General features: G+C 65.4%; 20 protein-coding genes. 19 read left to right on the forward strand and 1 reads right to left on the reverse strand.

The window, feature by feature from the left end:
- The first annotated feature begins 87 nt into the window (after positions 1-87).
- The 17 genes from RA20_RS00115 to RA20_RS24475 all read left to right on the forward strand — a co-directional run bounded on the left by RA20_RS00115 (position 88) and on the right by RA20_RS24475 (position 15,242).
- Entirely contained in the window at positions 88-810 is a 723-nt protein-coding gene (locus RA20_RS00115) for a GntR family transcriptional regulator (RefSeq protein ID WP_039123531.1), read from the forward strand.
- The gene (locus tag RA20_RS00120) at positions 807-1,805 is read left to right on the forward strand and encodes an ADP-ribosylglycohydrolase family protein (RefSeq protein ID WP_039123532.1); all 999 of its coding nucleotides are present in this window, start codon (positions 807-809) and stop codon (positions 1,803-1,805) included. The genes RA20_RS00115 and RA20_RS00120 overlap by 4 nt, the downstream gene beginning before the upstream one ends.
- Positions 1,802-2,737, forward strand: a complete 936-nt coding sequence (locus RA20_RS00125; protein ID WP_039123533.1) for a PfkB family carbohydrate kinase — start codon at positions 1,802-1,804, stop codon at positions 2,735-2,737. Before RA20_RS00120 ends, RA20_RS00125 begins: the two co-directional genes overlap by 4 nt.
- Before the next feature lie 29 nt (positions 2,738-2,766).
- Positions 2,767-3,798 carry an ABC transporter substrate-binding protein gene (locus RA20_RS00130; RefSeq protein WP_039123536.1) on the forward strand — a complete coding sequence of 344 codons (1,032 nt, stop codon included), beginning with the start codon at positions 2,767-2,769 and terminating at the stop codon, positions 3,796-3,798.
- A gap of 166 nt (positions 3,799-3,964) precedes the next feature.
- On the forward strand, positions 3,965-4,828 hold the full coding sequence (locus RA20_RS00135; protein WP_039123537.1) for an ABC transporter permease: 864 nt from the start codon (positions 3,965-3,967) through the stop codon (positions 4,826-4,828).
- The gene (locus RA20_RS00140; protein WP_039123538.1) at positions 4,825-5,610 is read left to right on the forward strand and encodes an ABC transporter permease; all 786 of its coding nucleotides are present in this window, start codon (positions 4,825-4,827) and stop codon (positions 5,608-5,610) included. The genes RA20_RS00135 and RA20_RS00140 overlap by 4 nt, the downstream gene beginning before the upstream one ends.
- A complete protein-coding gene (locus RA20_RS00145) occupies positions 5,610-6,638 on the forward strand; it encodes an ABC transporter ATP-binding protein (protein WP_039123539.1) in 1,029 nt (342 codons plus the stop codon). Before RA20_RS00140 ends, RA20_RS00145 begins: the two co-directional genes overlap by 1 nt.
- Positions 6,639-6,792: 154 nt before the next feature.
- Entirely contained in the window at positions 6,793-7,020 is a 228-nt protein-coding gene (locus RA20_RS00150) for an AbrB/MazE/SpoVT family DNA-binding domain-containing protein (RefSeq protein ID WP_039123540.1), read from the forward strand.
- Complete coding sequence (locus RA20_RS00155; protein WP_039123542.1) at positions 7,010-7,408, forward strand: PIN domain-containing protein; 399 nt, start codon at positions 7,010-7,012, stop codon at positions 7,406-7,408. The genes RA20_RS00150 and RA20_RS00155 overlap by 11 nt, the downstream gene beginning before the upstream one ends.
- A 342-nt stretch (positions 7,409-7,750) precedes the next feature.
- A complete protein-coding gene (locus tag RA20_RS00165) occupies positions 7,751-7,933 on the forward strand; it encodes a Flp family type IVb pilin (RefSeq protein WP_039123546.1) in 183 nt (60 codons plus the stop codon).
- Between the two features lie 171 nt (positions 7,934-8,104).
- Complete coding sequence (cpaB, locus tag RA20_RS00170; RefSeq protein WP_039123566.1) at positions 8,105-8,911, forward strand: Flp pilus assembly protein CpaB; 807 nt, start codon at positions 8,105-8,107, stop codon at positions 8,909-8,911.
- A 132-nt stretch (positions 8,912-9,043) separates the two neighbouring features.
- Entirely contained in the window at positions 9,044-10,279 is a 1,236-nt protein-coding gene (locus tag RA20_RS00175) for an AAA family ATPase (RefSeq protein WP_039123549.1), read from the forward strand.
- Position 10,280: 1 nt separating this feature from the next.
- Positions 10,281-11,666 (forward strand): CpaF family protein, encoded by a 1,386-nt coding sequence (locus tag RA20_RS00180; RefSeq protein WP_039123550.1) that lies wholly within the window; start codon positions 10,281-10,283, stop codon positions 11,664-11,666.
- Positions 11,667-12,659: a type II secretion system F family protein gene (locus tag RA20_RS00185; protein ID WP_039123557.1), complete on the forward strand. Its 993-nt coding sequence runs from the start codon at positions 11,667-11,669 to the stop codon at positions 12,657-12,659.
- Between the two features lie 14 nt (positions 12,660-12,673).
- Entirely contained in the window at positions 12,674-13,675 is a 1,002-nt protein-coding gene (locus RA20_RS00190) for a type II secretion system F family protein (protein WP_039123558.1), read from the forward strand.
- A gap of 452 nt (positions 13,676-14,127) precedes the next feature.
- Positions 14,128-14,766 (forward strand): helix-turn-helix transcriptional regulator, encoded by a 639-nt coding sequence (locus RA20_RS00195; protein WP_193748744.1) that lies wholly within the window; start codon positions 14,128-14,130, stop codon positions 14,764-14,766.
- Positions 14,763-15,242, forward strand: a complete 480-nt coding sequence (locus RA20_RS24475; protein ID WP_052248756.1) for a prepilin peptidase — start codon at positions 14,763-14,765, stop codon at positions 15,240-15,242. Before RA20_RS00195 ends, RA20_RS24475 begins: the two co-directional genes overlap by 4 nt.
- An 8-nt stretch (positions 15,243-15,250) precedes the next feature.
- On the opposite strand, the gene RA20_RS00205 is transcribed toward RA20_RS24475, so the two are convergent.
- The gene (locus RA20_RS00205; RefSeq protein ID WP_039123559.1) at positions 15,251-15,709 is read right to left on the reverse strand and encodes an Lrp/AsnC family transcriptional regulator; all 459 of its coding nucleotides are present in this window, start codon (positions 15,707-15,709) and stop codon (positions 15,251-15,253) included.
- Positions 15,710-15,824: 115 nt separating this feature from the next.
- Between RA20_RS00205 and RA20_RS00210 the strand changes: the two genes are divergently transcribed.
- A complete protein-coding gene (locus RA20_RS00210; protein ID WP_039123561.1) occupies positions 15,825-17,027 on the forward strand; it encodes a methionine gamma-lyase in 1,203 nt (400 codons plus the stop codon).
- Between the two features lie 10 nt (positions 17,028-17,037).
- A partial coding sequence (locus RA20_RS00215; RefSeq protein WP_039123562.1) for a 1-deoxy-D-xylulose-5-phosphate synthase N-terminal domain-containing protein occupies positions 17,038-18,079 on the forward strand: 1,042 nt, incomplete at its 3' end.

Consider the following 18,079-nt stretch of genomic DNA (forward strand, 5'->3'; position numbering starts at 1 on the left):
GAAGTCCGAAAGCGGTTCCAGCGCCTGCGCGCAGGGCTCTTGACAGAACAGCACGAATACCAAAAGGTACAGGTAGGAACAGGTACTATGACTCGCAAGCCAGTGAAACACGTCGGACTCCCAAAATCTGAGCAGGTGGCGCAGACCATCGAGCGCGAGATCCGCGAGGGCCGCGTTGGCCATGGCGACCAGCTGGAAAGCGAAGGGGCGCTGATGCGGCGGTTCTCGGTCAGCCGCAACACGGTGCGGCGCGGGCTGGAGAAGCTGTCGCGCCAGGGGCTGATCACCACCCGCACCGGGATCGGGTCCTTTGTGACCTATGACGGCGCGACGATTGACAGCAGCCAGGGCTGGACCGTGGCCTTGTCCGAAGGCGGCGGCAATGTGTCGACGCGGCTGCTGTCGCTGCGCAAGGATGGCTGCGCCCGCGCGGATGCAGTGCTGGGGGAGGTGCAGGACTACCTGTGCCTGGACCGTCTGCGGTATTGCGGCACCGCGGGGCAGGGCATTTCGCTGGAGCGCAGCCGGCTGCCATGGCGCGAGGGATTTGAGGCGGTACTGGAGCAGGGGCTGCAGGACGGCTCTTTGAATGAAACGCTGGCGGGGCAGGGTCTGGCGGCGGCCAGCGGCGAGGAGACGGCGGGGGTGATCCCGGCGCTGGAAGCGGTGGATGCGGCGATCATGGAGCGCCCGGCCGGCGCGCCGATGCTGCGGCTGCAGCGGGTGACCCGCTGCGAGGACGGCAGCGTGCTGGAGTTCGTGGAAAGCATCCTCGATCCGGACCGCTTTGGCTTGAGGATTTCGTTTTGACGGAACGGTTCGATAGGGCGCTTGGGGCGCTGGCCGGGGTGGCCCTGGGGGATGCCATGGGCATGCCGGCGCAGACCCTGCCGCGGGCGCAGATCCGGGCGGCCTACGGGCGGATCACGGATTTCATTGAACCTTTCCCGGATCACCCGGTGTCGCACGGGCTGCGGGCGGCGCAGGTGACGGATGACACCGAGCAGACCCTGCTGCTGGCGGGTCTGCTGCTGGAGAACCCGGAGGGGGTTGACGATCACCGCTGGGCGCGGGCGCTGCTGGATTGGGAAGCCGACGTGCGGGCGCGGGGATTGCGCGACCTGCTGGGCCCGTCGTCGAAGGCGGCGCTGGACGCGCTCTTGGCGGGCACGCCGGCAGATGAGACCGGCAAGGGCGGCACCACCAATGGCGCGGCGATGCGGATTGCGCCGGTGGGCATTGCCTGCCCCGCGCAGGATGCAGGCGCGCTGGCGGCCAAAGTGGCAGAGGCCTGCCGGGTGACCCATGCCACGCGCGAGGCCATTGCGGCGGCCTCGGCCGTGGCGATGGCGGTGAGCTGCGGCATTGACGGTGCGGATTTCGAGGCGGCATTGCCCGCGGCGCTGGAGGCGGCCCGGATCGGCAGCGCGCAAGGATATCCCGTCGGCGAAGAGGATATGGCCGGGCGGATTGCCCGCGCGGTTGAGGCCGCAGACAGCGGCGGCGAAGAGGAACTGCTGCGGGTGGCAGGCAACTCGGTGGCCAGCCGGGAGTCGGTGGCGGCAGCCTTTGGCATTGTGCGGCTGGCGCAGGGCGATCCCTGGCAGGCGGCGCTGCTGGCGGCGAATTTCGGCGATGACACCGACACCATCGGCGCGATTGCCTGCGCGATGGCGGGGGCCTGTGCCGGGATAGGCGCCTTTCCGGCAGAGAAGCTGGCGCAGGTGAAGGCGGCCAATGGGCTGGAGCTGGAACCGGTGGCACGCGGGCTGCTGGAGCTGCGCGCGCGGAGGGCTGCGGGATGAGCGCGCGGATGATCCAGCTGTCCGGGGTGATCATCGACATGATCTACTCGGTGGACGCGGTGCCGGCGCCCGGAACCGAGGCGGTGGTGCACGGCAGCGCCATTGCTGCGGGCGGCGGGTTCAACGCCATGGTGGCAGCGCGCCGGGCCGGATTGGACGTGGATTACGGCGGCACGCTGGGCAGCGGGGCGTTTGCCGGGATTGCCGAGGCGGCGTTGAAAGATGAGGGCATCGGTATTCTGCACCCGCGGCTGGACGGCCAGGATCAGGGCTGCTGCACGGTGCTGATCGACCGCGATGGCGAGCGCAGTTTTATCGCTTCCTCCGGGGCGGACGGGGTTGTGACGGATGCGGATCTGGCGCGGATCAAGCCCGGAGCAGGGGACTGGCTGCTGCTGTCGGGCTATGCGCTGCACTACAAGGGCAGCCGGGAGGCGCTGACGCGCTGGCTGCAGGCGCAGGCCGGGCGCGGGCTCGATCTGGTGTTTGATCCCTGTCCGCTGGTGGCGGAGCTTCCGGCGGCGGCTGTGCCGGCGGCCCTGGGCGCTGCGGCCTGGGTGACGGCCAATGCTGAGGAGGCGCGGGTGCTGACCGGCCTTGCCGGCCCGGCGGAGGCCGCTTGCAAACTGGCGGAGGGCCGCAAGGGCGGCGCGCTGGTGCGGGCAGGGGCTGCGGGCTGCTGGCTGGCGCTGCCGGACGGGGTGGTCTCGCATCTGCCGGGCCACAAGGTTTCGGCAGTGGACACCAACGGGGCAGGCGATGCCCATACCGGCACCTTCATCGCGCTGATGGCGCAGGGCTGGGCGGCGGCGGCGGCCGCGCGGGCAGCCAACATCAGCGCGGCGCTTTCAACAACCAGACGCGGGCCGTCAACGGCTCCGGCATGGGACGAGGTTCAAAGCGTGCTGGAGCGCGCAGAGGCCCCGGTCTGACACACCACACACATATCTGGGAGGATATCATGAAGAAACTGCTCGCCGCATCGGTGCTGGCCCTGGCTGCCCAGGGAGCGCTGGGTGATGAAATCCGGGTGCTGAACTGGCAAGGCTACGGCACCGATCTGGACTGGTCGCTGGAGGCCTTTACCGAAGCCACCGGCCATACCGTGGTGCATGAGTATTTCACCTCGGAACAGGAGATGCTGACCAAGCTGCGCACCAATCCGGGCGCCTATGACGTAGTGCTGATCAACGCGGCCTATACTGCGCAGGCGCAGGAAGAGGGGCTGATCGGGCCGGTTGATGCGACGCTGATCTCGAACTTTGCTGATCTGGACCCGAACCTTACGGGCAATGAGGATCTGAACCCCGGCGGTGCGCTGCATGGGGTGCCCTGGACATGGGGGCTGACCTCGCTGGCGGTAAACGCGGGCGAGTTTCCGGACGCGCCGACCTCGCTGTCGGTGCTGTGGGATCCGGAACTGAAGGGCCGCGTGTCGATCCGCGACGACGGGCTGGAGGCGGTGCAGTTCGCCGCAATGGCGACCGGCCAGAACATCAACGACATCCAGGACATGGATGCGGTGAAGGCGAAGCTGACCGAACTGCTGCCGCAGATCACCACTTTCTGGGGCTCGGAGAACGACTGGAACCAGTTCATGGCAGCGGGCGATTTTGCTGTCGCGACCTATTGGTCGGGGTCTGCTTCGCGGTCGATCTCCAAGGGGCTGCCGATCACCTTTGTGGTGGCGGATGAAGGCGCCATCGGCTGGCTGGACGGGCTGTCGATCCCGGCAAGCTCGACCCACAAGGAGGCCGCACACGCCTTTATCGACTGGATGGTCGATCCGGAGTTCTATGTGAAATGGGACGCCGAGGGCGCGCCGGCCACCTCCAACGCCAACGCGGCGGCGGCATTGCCCGAGACCAGCTTTAACCGCAAGGTGCTGGGCGATCCGGCCACCGTGGCCAAGGTGCAGTTCATGCGGCCGGTGTCGGAAGAGAACCGCGAAACCTACCTGAAGCTCTGGCAAGAGCTGAAGGCGGCGCAGTAGGGCGGGCCAAAGCTATCTGAAAGCAAAGCTGCATGCCGCTGGTGATTGCCGCAACAACAGGTTCGCGCCCGCCCTGGGGGGCGGGGACGGGCGCGAACCGGGCCGCAGGCGGCCCGGGGTTTCAGACAGACTGTTTTCAAAATGCCAAGACCCCAAGGGAAATGAGATGAGCAGCTTATCTGCCAGACAGGACCGGATACGGGCGTTCACGCTCCTTTCCCCGGCGTATCTGTGGCTGACGGTGGCGGTGTTCCTGCCGCTGTCGGCGATGGTGTTCTTCAGCTTTCTGTCCGATGTGCCTTTTGGCGATCGCGAGTGGCACGGGACGCTGGAGAACTATCAGGAGTTCTTTCAGACCAGCACCTATGCGACGCTTTTGTGGAAGTCGCTGAAGCTGGGGCTGATGGTGACGGGGATCTCGGTGCTGATCGGCTTCCCATGCGCCTATGTGCTGGCCAAGGTGATCAAGGGCCGCTCGCGCGAGGCGCTGTTCCTCTTGGTGATCCTGCCGTTCTGGTCCAACTCGCTGGTGCGGATCTTCTCCTGGGCGATTGTGCTGCGCGGCAATGGGGTCTTGGATTTTGCTGCCAATGCAGTGCTGCCCTGGGATGTGCGCATCAACCTGATGTTCAGCCCCACTGCCATCGTGATTGGTTTGGTGCATTCCTATCTGCCTTACGTGATCCTGACCTCCTACCTGGCGCTGCAGGCAATTGACGACAGCCTGATCGAGGCAGCGCGGTCGCTGGGCGCCAAGCGGCGGACCATCCTGACCCGGCTGATCCTGCCGCTGGCCGCACCTGGCATCCTGGCCGGTGCTGTGCTGATCTTTGTGCCCGTTGTGGGCTCTTTCATGGAGCCGCGTTTGCTCGGCGGGCGGCGCGGCACCTATTACGGCACGGTGATCGAGGATCAGTTTGTGGCGGTCTTCAACTGGCCCCTGGGGGCGGCGCTGTCCTTTATCCTGCTGGCGGTGGTGCTGGTGATCCTGGGCGCCTTCAGCCCCATCCTGCGGAGGGCACGGACGTGAGCAACCGTTTGCTGGCCCATCTGGGCAAGGCCTATCTGGGGCTGATCCTGTTCTTCCTTTATGCGCCGATCCTGGTGATGGCCGCGATGTCGTTCAACGCCTCGGAATTCTACCAGCTGCCGTTCAGCTTCTCGACCGAGTGGTACGAGCGGCTGTGGAAGAATGACGAAATCCTGGAGGCCGCCTGGCGCTCGGTCTGGATTGCAGTGGTGGTGACGGTGATTGCCACCAGCCTGGGCACCGCTGCGTCGATTGCGCTGTTCCGCTATGAGTTTCCCGGCAAGACCGTGCTGCAGCTGCTGCTGTTCCCGCCGATTGCGATCCCCTGGCTGATCACCGGCACCGCGATGCTGATCTTCTTCTTCGGCATCGGTCTGGACCGCGGCACGCCGGCAGTGATCATCGGCCATGCGGCGCTGGCGCTGCCTTATGTGATCGTGGTGGTGACGGCGCGGCTGGCAACCTTTGACAGAACCCTGGAAGAGGCGGCGCGTTCGCTGGGCGCCAGCGCCTGGAAGGTGACCATGGCTGTGACTGTTCCCTGGATCCTGCCGGGGATCATCGCCGGCGGCCTCTTTGCCTTTGCCGTCAGCTTTGACCAGTTCGTGGTCTCCTACTTCCTGTCGGAGCCGGGCGACAGCACCCTGCCGGTGCTGATCTACACTTCGATCCGCAAGGGTTTCACTCCGGAGATCAACGCGGTCTCCACCATCATCATCGCGGTCTCCATGGGCATCATGCTGCTGGCCGCGCGCTATTCAAATTTCGGAGGCGAACAGTAATGGGCGAAGTCCGGGTAGAGCATCTGGTCAAGACCTACGGCCCCGCGCGGGCGCTGGATGATGTGTCGCTGACCTTTCCTGACGGCGGGTTCTTTGGCCTGCTGGGCCCGTCGGGCAGCGGCAAGACCACGCTGCTGCGCGCGATTGCGGGCTTTGTGGCGCCGGACACGGGGCGGGTGATCATCGGCGGCGATCCGGTGGAGAATGTGCCGGTGGAGAAGCGCGAGATCGGCATGGTGTTTCAGAACTATGCGCTGTTTCCCAATATGACGGTGGCCGAGAATGTCGGGTTCGGGCTGGAGGTGCGCAAGGTGCCGGGCGCCGACCGCGCCCGCCGGGTGGCGGAGGCGCTGGAGCTGGTGCAGCTGGGCCATCTGGGGGCGCGCAAGCCGCATCAGCTGTCCGGCGGCCAGCGGCAGCGGGTGGCGATGGCGCGGGCAATCGTGACCCAGCCGCGGGTGCTGCTGCTGGACGAGCCGCTGTCGGCGCTGGACAAGGCGCTGCGCGTGGACATGCAGATCGAACTGAAGCGGATCCAGCGCGAGATCGGCATCACCACCATCTTTGTTACCCACGACCAGGAGGAGGCGCTGACCCTGTCGGACCGGATCGGCATCCTGAAGGACGGGCGGCTGGTGCGCCATGGCCCGCCGCGCGCGGTCTATGACGATCCGCAGGATGCCTTTACCGCACGCTTCCTGGGCGAGGCGAACCTGTTTAGCGGCACGCCCGAGGCGGGCGGGCTGCGGCTGGCGGATGGCGCCTTGATCGCAGGCTGCACCAGCTCTACCGCGGCGGTGCGGCCCGAGAACATCGCAATCACGCTGCAGGAGCCGGAGGCGCCGAACCGGCTGCAGGCAAACCTGGTGCAGCAGGTGTTCGGCGGTGCTATGGGCACCTGCATTCTGGACTGGCAGGGCGAAAGCCTGAAGGTGATCGGCCGCGATCAGGATATGCAGGGGCTGCCGGAGCAGGGGCCAGTGTGGCTGTCGTGGGACAGTGCCAAGACCATTGCGCTGAACGGTTAGAGGCGGGGAGGGGCGCTGCCCCTCTTGGCCTGACGGCCAATTCACCCCGGGGTATTTGAGACCAGAAAGAAGCAGGGGCCAGGCAGGTGATCTTGTAAATGCCGTGTGCAGGATATACATTTCATTTGTGATATCCATTGATGGAGGCAAGGGCATGCAAGTTGCAAAATGGGGAAACTCTCTGGCAGTGCGGCTGCCTGCCAAGCTGGTTCAGGAGATGGCGCTGAAAGAGGGCGATCAGATTGAGCTGCGGGCCGGGGAGGACGGGCTTGTGGTCTCCCGCCATGCCCGCCCCGAAGAGGTGCTGAAGCGCCTGCGCCGTTTCCGCGGCCGCCTGCCTGCGGCGGACCGGCTGACGCGCGACGCTGCAAATGAGCGGTGATTTCTTCGACACCAACGTCATTCTCTACCTGCTGGACGCCTCCTCCAAGGCGGATACTGCCGAGCGGCTGCTGCAGAAGGGCGGGCTGATCAGCACCCAGGTGCTGAATGAGGCGCTGGTGAACTGCATCCGCAAGGCCGGCATGTCCTGGGCGGAGGCAGGCGAGTTTCTCGGCGGTATCCGGGCCGTCTGCGATGTGGCGGATCAGACCGCCGAGGTGCATGATGCAGGCCGCGCGCTGGGGGAGCGTTACGGGTTCTCTGTCTATGACTCGATGATCGTGGCGGCGGCGCTGGTGAACGGCTGCAGCAGGCTTTATTCCGAGGACATGCAGGACGGGCTGATCGTTGAAGGCGCGCTGCGGATCGTCAACCCGTTTGCCAGCTAGGGTTCTGGCGCAGAGTTATTCCGGCTTCGGCAATGGATTGCTGGGAGTGCGGTATCAGAGCTCTGGCGCAGCGGTGCAAGCCGCGCAAAAATCATCTGAAATCATGATGCTGCAAGATCTGCTCCGCCCTGCCCTGCCAATTTGGCCGGGGCGGGCAGCCGGTGGCTCCAGCGGCACCGGACGGCTGCCTGCAAAGGGGGCGGAACACCTCCCGGCGGCCGGGGAGAAATACAATTCAGGGGTGAGTTTTTGGCCTTTGGCGCCGATGCGGCGCCTGAGGGCTGCCCGGTAAACTGAACCTGTGCCGGCATTGACCGGTGTTCAATTGACGGGAGACACAACATGACTGGATTTTTGAAGAAGATGCTGTCCCGCCTGCGCCGCGACGAGCGCGGGGTGACGCTGGTGGAATACGGAATTGCCATTGCCCTGGCGGTGACGCTGGGCACTGCGGGGCTGGCCACGCTGTCAACCGAAGTCGGCGGCGCGCTGACCGCGGCCGGCAATGAGATGCCGGATCCCTAAGAACAGCCTTTTGCCAGGTCCCGCCGGGTATTGCCTGCGGGCGGGCGTCCAGAGAATGCCGCGGCTGCGATGCGGCTGCGGCATCTTTCCTTTGACTTTTACATGGGCTGTTGCGGCCCGGTTGCCGGGTCCGGCCCACAGGCCTGCCGCCGCGCGGAAAGGATGCATGACATGAATATCTCATCGCTCTTGAGCATGATCTCCGGGCTGGCGCTGGCGGGCGGCTCTGCCTATGTCGCCAAGGATTACATCGATGGCCAGAATGTGGCCCGCGCGACCGAAGGGCCGGAGCTGGTCGAGGTGGTGGTGGCGTCGCAGGACATTGCATTCGGCGCGGCGATTACCGCGCAGACGCTGACCACCATTGCCTGGCCTGCCACCGCGCGGCCCGGAGGCACATTCACCGCCTATGACACGCTGCTGCCGGAAACCGGCAAACCGCCGCGCCGGGCCCGGCGCCCGATTGCGCAGGGCGAGCTGATCCGCGCGTCGCGGATTTCCAAGTTCGGCGAGAAGGTGACGATTGTGCAGAACCTGAGCCCGAACCACCGGGCAATGGCGATCAAGGTCAGCGCCGAGACCGCGGTGGGCGGTTTTGTAACCCCGGGCGACCGGGTCGACATCCTGCTGACCCAGGGCCGCGGTGCAGATCTGAAAACCGTGACCATCCTGCAGAACTCCCGCGTGGTGGGGGTGGACCAGGATGCCAATGAAGAATCGGAAACTCCGGGTGTGGCCCGGACAGTGACCGTCGAAGTCACTCCGGAGCAGGGCCAGCGCCTGGCGCTGGCGCAGCGGGCGGGTACGCTCAGCCTGACCTTGAGGACGCTGGATGCGCCGGCGGAGGAGGTGCAGCTGGAGTCGATCGGACTGGGCGATGTGCTGAACAACCTGCCGGCGAATGCCGGGGACGCCCCGGCCCGCAGAACCGTGCTGATCCGGCGCGGCACCGAGGTCACTGAAACCGAGATCCGCTGACTCTGGGGCTATCCGGCGCGGGGCAAGGGGGTGGCCCTGGACATCTGGAAAAGACAGCACCGGCGGAGCGGAGCCAAACCCGGCCCGATGATCCGGGCCGGGTTTGGTCAGCGGAACAGAAAGGACAGGCCGATGCAGGCTGAAACGCAATCCATCGTGGTGATTTCCAAGGACCCGGCTGTCAGTACCCTGGTGGCCAGCGTGGCGCAGTTCCGCCCGGGGACCGGGGTGCAGAAATGCGCGGCAGCCCTCTGCGACATCAACGGCACCGCGCTGCAGCTGGCGGAAGACAATGATCTGGTGATCTTCCGGGCTGAGGGAAATGCGGAACAGGACGCGGCTGCGGTGCGCGGAATGCTGCAGCGCACCGGCGGTGCCAAGCGGATCCTGGCGCTGGCGGATGCGGCCATGCCCTTTGCGGACCTGCGGCGCCTGATGGATGCCGGGGTGTGCGATGTGCTGCCTGACACGGTTTCGGCGGATGAGCTGTCGGCGGCAATCCGCAAATGCCTGGATCAGCCGGGCCAGCCGGACCCGCGGGCCGGGACCGGTGCAGAGCGCAGCCGGGAGGGCATGGTGATCCCGGTTGCCCAGTCCTGCGGCGGCGCAGGCGCCACCATGCTGGCGGTCAATCTGGCCGATTGCCTGACACGGCGCCGGGGCCTGCGCCGGAAGGAAGCGGAATTCCGGGTGGCACTGGTGGATCTTGATCTGCAATTCGGCGCGGTGGGCAGTTTTCTCGATCTGCCGCCGAACCGCTGCCTCTATGAATTGGCCAGCGAAGGGTTTGTGCCGGACCGGGTGTTTGCCGAACAGTCGCTGACCGAGGCGGCGCCGGGCTTGCGGGTGCTGGCCGCCCCGGCGGAGATTGCGCCATTGCATGCGCTGAAGCCGGAGCAGGTGCAGGCGCTGATCAGCCATTTGCGGCTGCAGTTCGACTTTGTGGTGATCGACCTGCCGCGGGCGCTGGCCGAATGGCTGACGCCGGTGCTGGAGGCGGCGGAGCGGCTGCTGATGGTCACCGGCAGCTCGGTTCCGGCGATCTGCCAGGCGCGGCGGCTGCTGGATTTCTACGGCGAGGCCAGCATGTCCTTGCAGACGGACATCGTGATCAGCCGCGAGCGCAAGCCTTTGATTGCCCCCAGCCATCACAAGGAAGCAGCCAGGCTGCTGCAGAAGCCGTTCAGGTACTGGCTGCCTGATGATGCATCGGCAGCCGCAGCGGCCGTGGATCACGGGGTGCCGCTGTCGGCGGCGGCCAGGCGTTCAGGGCTGGCCAAGGCGGTCAGGGGGATGGCGCAGGATCTGATTAAGGCACGGAATGCCCGTGCCGGGGCGGCGCAGCCCGCGCAGGGAAAGGCGGTTTGAGATGTTCAGGAATTTCGGCAAGAGAACTGAGAAGGCGCCGGATGCAGACACGGTTGTGCCCCTGTGGCCGCAAAACGGCAGCGCGGCGGAGGCTGAGCCTTCTGCAGAAGACAGGAAGCTGAGTGCTTTTCTTGAATTGAAAAGCCGGATGCATGAAGCGCTGATCGAGCGGCTGAACCTGGCGGTGATCGACAAGGTGGAGCCGGAGGAGCTGCGCCGCGAGGTGGCATCGCTGGTTGGCGACGTTCTGGCGGAAGAGAACAACCCGCTGCGCGCGGATGAATTCCGCCGCCTGGTGGATGAGCTGATCGACGAGGTGCTGGGGCTGGGGCCGCTTGAGCCTTTGCTGGCGGATCCGGGGGTGAATGACATCCTGGTCAACGGCCACAAGACGGTCTTTGTCGAGCGCGCTGGCGTGCTGGAGCAGACCGGGGTGCGGTTCCGCGATGAAAAGCACCTGCTGCGGATCATCGACAAGGTGGTGTCGCGGGTGGGCCGCCGGGTCGACGAAAGCAACCCCTGGGTCGATGCGCGGCTGGAGGACGGCAGCCGGGTCAATGCGATCATCCGGCCCTGCGCCATCGACGGGCCGTCGCTGTCGATCCGCAAGTTCTCCCGCGATCCATTGACGCTGGAGAAGCTGGTGGCGGGCTATGCGCTGAATGCCCAGGCCGCAGCTTTTCTGCAGGCACTGGTCGAAGCGCGGATGAACATTCTGATTTCCGGCGGCACCGGTTCGGGCAAGACCACGATGCTGAACGCGATTTCCGCCAGCATCGATCCGCGTTCGCGGATTGTCACCATCGAGGATGCGGCCGAGCTGCAGCTGCAGCAGGCGCATGTGGTGCGGCTGGAGACCCGGCCGCCGAATCCGGCGGGCGGCGGCGCGGTCAGCCAGCGCGACCTGGTGCGCAATGCGCTGCGGATGCGGCCCGACCGGATCATCGTCGGCGAGGTGCGCGGCGCCGAGAGTTTCGACATGCTGCAGGCGATGAACACCGGCCACGACGGCTCGATGACCACGGTGCACGCCAATTCCGCCCGCGACGCGCTGGGGCGGATCGAACAGATGGTCTCGATGATCGGGATGGAGCTGCCGCTGCCGGCAATCCGGGCGCAGATCGCTTCGGGTCTGCAGATCATCGTGCAGCTGGCGCGGCTGGCAGACGGCCAGCGCCGGGTGGTGAGCATTTCCGAGCTGACCGGCCTGGAGGGCGATGTGATCACCATGCAGGACATTTTCATTTTCCGGCGTCTGGGCAAGGCAGCGGACGGCAGCATCGCCGGGGAGTTCATTCCCACAGGCATACGCCCGCAGTGCACGGCGCTGCTGGAGGCCGCCGGGGCCAGGTTCGACCGGGCCATGTTCCTGCCGGAGGAAGCGTGAATGGCCTATGATCTGCTGAATGCGCTGCAGGGCTGGAGCGGTCGGCTGGGCGGGTTTGCAATCTACTGCGGCCTCGCCCTGGGCGTGCTGCTGCTCGCGTCGGGCCTGCGGCAGCTGCTGAGCCGCAAGAGCCTGGCTGAGGCCTCGCGCAGCCGCCGGATGCGGATGATCGCAGAGGGGCGGGCCGGAGCGGAACGGCTGGCGCTGCTGAAACCGCCTGCGCGCCGGACCGGATGGCAGCGGCTGCCGCTGGTGGGCGGGCTGGCGAAAACCCTGCGCCAGGCGGGCGTGCCGCTGAGCGCCGGCGCGTTCTGGATTGGCTGCGCGGCGCTGTCGGCGCTTCTGTTCATTGCGGCGTCGGTCTTTACCGCTCCGCTGAATGCCGCCGCGCTGGGGGCGGTTGCAGGGTTTGGTGTGCCCGTGGCGCTGCTGCAGGCACGGCTGCGCAAGCAGATGGACCAGCTGGTGCAGCAGCTGCCCGATGCGCTGGAGATGATGGCGCGGGGCCTGCGGGCCGGGCATCCGCTGAACAATGCAATCGGCATTGCCGCCCGTGAAATGGCGGATCCGGCGGGCACCGAACTGGGGATCATTTACGACCAGGTGACCTATGGCGAGGATCTGCCTGCGGCGGTGCTGGAATTTGCCGAGCGCTGCCAGCTGGAGGACGTGCAGTATCTGGCCGCAAGCATCGGCATCCAGCACGGCACCGGCAGCGACCTGTCGGGGATGCTGGAGACGCTGGCGCGGGTGATCCGCGGCCGGATCGCCTTGCGCCGCAAAGTGCATGCGCTGTCCTCGGAAGGGCGGCTGACCGCCTGGCTGCTGTCGGCGCTGCCGCTGGTGATCTTCGGATCGGTGTCGGCGCTGACACCCAGCTATTTCTCCGGGATCTCTGACGACCCGCTGTTCATGCCGATGATGGCCGGTATCGCCGTGCTGACGGTGCTGAACGCGGTTGTGCTGAAGAAACTGGTCAGTTTCCGGATTTGAAGGAGAGGTTTGCCATGGAACAGCTGCTTGCCGAATTTGCCAGCCGCACCGGCCTGTCTGCCGCAACTTTGGCGGCTGCCGGCGCGGCCGCGGCAGTGCTGCTGCTTTACTTCGGCCTGGCGGGCAGCCTGGCCGGAAAATCCCCGGCGGCGGCGCGGCTGTCGTCGCTGCATGAGGCCCGCCGCCGCCAGCGCCGCGACATGAATCTGCTGAAGGCGCCGGCCGGGCAGGCCGGCGGGCTGATGAAAGCCTTTGTGCCTGCGGATCAGCGGGAGCGCTCGGAGCTGGAAAACAAGCTGGCCCAGGCCGGGTTCTCGCAGGCAGGCGCCCTGCGCAAGTTCACCCTGATCCGGGTGCTGCTGGGGCTGGTGCTGCCGGGTCTGCTGCTGCTGGTCATCGCAGCCGGGCGGACGCCCGGGCTGCTGCCGCCGAACCCGGTGACCGGTTTTGCCGCGGGCTGGACCAGCCTGCAGGTGTTTCAGGCCCTGAGCGGCCTGGTGGGAGCGGGCTATTTCGGCCCGGTTTATGTGCTGAACGCCCGCGCCGCGGCCCGCCGCCGCCGGATCGAGGACGCCTTTCCCAATGCGCTGGACCTGATGCGGATCTCGGTGGATTCCGGGCTGGGGTTTGATGCGGCGATGACCCGGGTCGGCAATGAGCTGGCCGAGGTCTCGCCGGATCTGGCCTTTGAGCTGTTGAGCGTGCAGCGGCAGATCCAGGCGGGCCGCCAGCGCGAGGATGCATTGCTGGACATGGCGCAGCGGACCGGGGTGGAAACCGCCCGCTCCTTTGCCAATGTGGCGCTGCAGTCGATGCAGTTCGGCACCAGCATGGCCTCAGCGCTTGCGACCTACTCGGAAGATTTGCGCGGCCAGAGGGAAATGCGGGCCCAGGAAATGGCCAACAAGCTGCCGGTGAAGATGTCGGCGGTTCTGGCCTCGCTGATGCTGCCTGCGCTGATTGCAATCACCATCGGTCCGGTGGTGATCCGTTACATCCGGATGCTGGGCAGTTGATTCGCAAGTGGTTGAACAATCTTCTGAAAATTACGGAATTGACCCCCTAAGCCCCTCTCAAACGGCGCAATTTTTCTCCTTATGATTGAAAATTTGATCGCACCAGATCGATTAATGTCAAATTATTGACGTATTTGAAGAATGCCGCCAGCATGGGTGGAGGCAATAAGGGGGTAACTGTTTTTTGCGCTTGCTACGGCATTCAAAGCGCTAAGTTAATGAGTATACTTTGCTGTGGGGGGATGCGCGTTATGGGGACCAATGCGCTTTTTGACACCCGCACCATCCAGGCCGCTGAGGCCGGTATGATTGCGCCTATTGCGCGATGGTGTGAGTGCCTTCATGGCTGCGCGCCATTCCGGGACGCTTTGCGCGCCCTGGCGGCAGCCATTAATGGGGAAGCTGCTGCAGTTTGCAGAGTTTCGACCGGCAAGGGCCGGGCTTCAGGATCAGTGTTTTTCGATGCGGCCGCTGGTGAGCGCAATGGCCCGGCGCTGGACCGTTCCTTTGCGCGGGCGGTGCTGGGGGGCTATCTGGACAAGGCCAAGCCGGGGCTGATCTGGTACAAATCGATGAGCGACCAGAACAGCGATCCGGCACTGGACCGGTTCCATGCGTCGCGCAGGCTGGCAGAGCTGGCGGTTATTCCGCTGTCTTCGGGCCGCCGCCACACGGATTTTCTGGAGCTGCATTTTTCCTCCCGTCCGGGGGCGGTGCAGCAGGCGCTTTTGAACATCATTTCGGACACGCTGGTGCGGACCTGGACCAACCGGTCGCCGGGGCTGTACACCGAAGCCTGCCTGAGCGAGCGGCGGCTGCGCCGCAATGCCGAGGTGGAAGCGCATCTCTTGAGCATGGAGAACCCGGCGCAGCTGAGCCGCGCCGAATACCGGGTCTGCGTACTGCTGAGCAAGGGCCAGCCGGCCAAGCGGGTGCAGTCGGATCTGGGGATCTCGAAATCGACTCTGCGCACGCATCTGCGCAACATCTATGCCAAGACCCGGACCAGCAATCTGACCGAGCTGGTCTATCATCTGGTATCCGTGGACACGTTTGCCGGGCAATCGCCGCGGCGGGGCACGGCGGCATGAGCGGGCTGTCCGGGTTTCTGCCGCTGGCGGCAGTGCTGCCGCTGCTGATTTGGGCTGCGGCCAGCGACCTGCGGCATCTGCGGATACCGAATTGGCTGGTGCTGGGCATGGCGGCTGTGTTTGTGCTGACGGCACCGCTGCTGCCGCTGCAGGAGACCGGGCTGCGGCTGCTGGCGGCGGTGCTGGTGTTTCTGCTTTGCGCGGCCTTGTTCCACTGGCGGATACTGGCAGGAGGCGACGTCAAGATGATGGCGGCTGCGATGCTGTTTGTGCCCTCTGCGGCGCTGACCGGATTTGGCTGGTGCTTCAGCGCGGCGATGCTTGCAACGGTTGTTGCTGCGGCGGCGCTGCGGGTGGGCCGGCCCTTTGCCGCCGCAAACTGGGCGGTGGTTCGGGCGCCGGGAAGCCTGCCGATGGGGGCAGCGATAGCCTTGGCGCTGGTGCTGCTGCCAGCCGTCTCTGTGCTGGCTGGCTGATCCGGGGCCTAAGAAGGCAGCGGAAACACCGCAGTGCGTTTGACGGTGCCGTAGACAAAACTGGTGTCGATTGAGGCGATGCCGCCAATCGGGTGGATGCGGTTGCGGATGAAATCCTCGTAAGCTTCCAGGTCAGGCACCAGCACCCGCAGCTGATAATCCATCACACCGGTCAGCACGTGGCATTCCAGCACTTCTTCGATCATCTGCATCCGGCGTTCGAAATGCTGCACGTCGGTTTCGTTGTGCCGTTCCAGCCGGATGCGGACAAAGACGGTGATTGCAATTCCGTAGGCCTTGGCGTCGACCTCGGCGCTGTAGCCGCGGATCACGCCATTGGCTTCCAGGTTGCGGACCCGGCGCAGGCAGGGGGAGGGCGACAGGTTCACTGCCTCGGCGAGCTCCTGGTTTGTCATGCGCCCGTCGCGTTGAAGGGCGCGGATGATTTGTCTGTCCTTGTCGTCCATTTGAGCCTGAAAGTTAGCAGAATCTGCCAATCATGATAGCCATGGGAGCATAATTCGCAATCAGTGACCTGATATTGGGGCGCATTATGGCCGTAACACGATTGAGGAGACAGCCATGACCCGTTCCGCAGGCTTTGCCACCCGCGCCATCCACCACGCCTATGACCCGCAGGAGAACGAAGGCGCGCTGACGCCGCCGCTGCATCTGACCTCGACCTTTGCGTTTGAGACGGCTGAGGCCGGCGGCGAGATGTTTGCGGGCGAACGGGCCGGCCATATCTACAGCCGGATTTCCAACCCGACCTGCGATCTGCTGGAGCAGCGCATTGCAACGCTGGAAGGCGCCGAGGCCGGGTTGGCCTTGTCCAGCGGCATGGGCGCGGTGACGGCCGTGCTGTGGACGCTGCTGTCGCCCGGCGATGAGGTGATTGTCGACAAGACGCTGTATGGCTGCACCTTTGCCTTCATGCGCCACGGGCTGTCGAAATGGGGCGTGACCATCACCCATGTGGACATGACCGACATGGAAAACCTGCGCGCAGCAGTCTCGGACAAAACCCGGGTGGTCTATTTCGAGACCCCGGCCAATCCGAACATGCGGCTGGTGGATATTGCCGGCGCGGCAGAGATCGCCCATGCGGCGGGCGCGCAGGTGGTGGTGGATAACACCTACTCCACGCCTTATCTGACCCGGCCGATTGAGCTGGGCGCCGATATCGTGCTGCATTCGGCCACCAAATACCTGGGCGGCCATGGCGATGTGGTTGCGGGGCTGGTCGCGGGCCGCGCCGAGCAGATTGCCGAGATCCGCCTGGTCGGCATGAAGGACATGACCGGCGCAGTGATGGCGCCGTTCAATGCAATGCTGATCCTGCGGGGTCTGAAGACGCTGAACTTGCGGATGGACCGGCATTGCGCCTCGGCCCGGGTGGTGGCGGAGTTCCTTGCTTCGCACCCGGCGGTGCAGGCGGTGTTTTTCCCGGGACTGGAGAGCTTTGCCCAGCACGCGGTGGCCGAACGCCAGATGGATCAGCCTGGCGCGATGATCGCTTTTGAGGTCGAGGGCGGGCTGCAGGGCGGCATTGCCCTGATGAATGGTCTGCAGATGATCCAGCGGGCGGTGTCGCTGGGCGATGCGGAGACCCTGATCCAGCACCCTGCCTCGATGACCCATTCGACCTATACTCCGGAAGAGCGCGCCGAGCATGGCATCAGTGACGGTCTCATCCGCCTGTCCGTGGGCCTGGAAGAGGTTGAGGACATCCTGGCCGATCTGGAGCAGGCCCTGCCCGCGCCGATGCAGCACGCCGCCGAATAAGGAGAGAGCCATGCGCCCGGACCTGACCCATCTGAAAACCGTTGAACAGCGGCTGCTGTGGCTGTCGCATTGGATGATCCACAACGCCAATCACATCCGCCCCAATCCGGACGGGATCAAGGTTGGCGGGCATCAGGCGTCCTCGGCCTCGATGGTGTCGATCATGACGGCGCTCTATTTCTCGGCGCTGCGGCCTGAGGACCGGGTGGCTGTGAAACCCCATGCCTCGCCGGTGTTCCATGCGATGCAGTATCTGATGGGCAACCTGAGCCGGGAGAAGATGCAGAACTTCCGCGGCTTTGGCGGGGTGCAGAGCTATCCGAGCCGGACCAAGGACGTGGACGACGTGGATTTCTCCACCGGCTCGGTGGGGCTGGGTGTGGGCATCACCGCGCTGGCCTCGATGGTTCAGGATTTCATCGCTGCCAAGGACTGGGGGGCAGAGACCCGGCTGGGCCGCATGGTGGCGCTCGTGGGCGACGCGGAGCTGGACGAGGGCAATATCTACGAGGTTCTGCAGGAGGGCTGGAAAAACGGCCTGCGCAACACCTGGTGGATCATCGACTATAACCGCCAGTCGCTGGACGGGATCGTGCGCGAAGGCCTGTTCGAGCGGGTCGAGAAAGTGTTCGACGCCTTTGGCTGGGATGTGGTGCGGGTGAAATACGGTGCGCTGCAGCGGGCCGCATTTGAGGAGCCGGGCGGGGAGGCTTTGCGCGGCTGGATCGATGCCTGCCCGAACCAGGAGTATTCGGCGCTGACCTTCATGGGCGGTGCGGTCTGGCGGCAGCGCCTGCTGGATGATCTGGGCGATCAGGGCGAGGTCTCGGCGCTGATCGAACGGCGCAGCGATGCGGAACTGGCAGAGCTGATGGAGAACCTAGGCGGCAACTGCGTGGAGACCATGGCAGAGAGTTTCGCCGCCATTGATCATGACCGCCCGGTCTGCTTCTTGGCCTATACGGTCAAGGGCTGGGGCACGCCGATTGCCGGTCACAAGGACAACCACGGCGGTCTGATGACCAAGGCGCAGATGGCAGAGTGGCAGGCCC

Source organism: Leisingera sp. ANG-Vp (assembly GCF_000813725.1).
Classification (GTDB): Bacteria; Pseudomonadota; Alphaproteobacteria; order Rhodobacterales; family Rhodobacteraceae; genus Leisingera.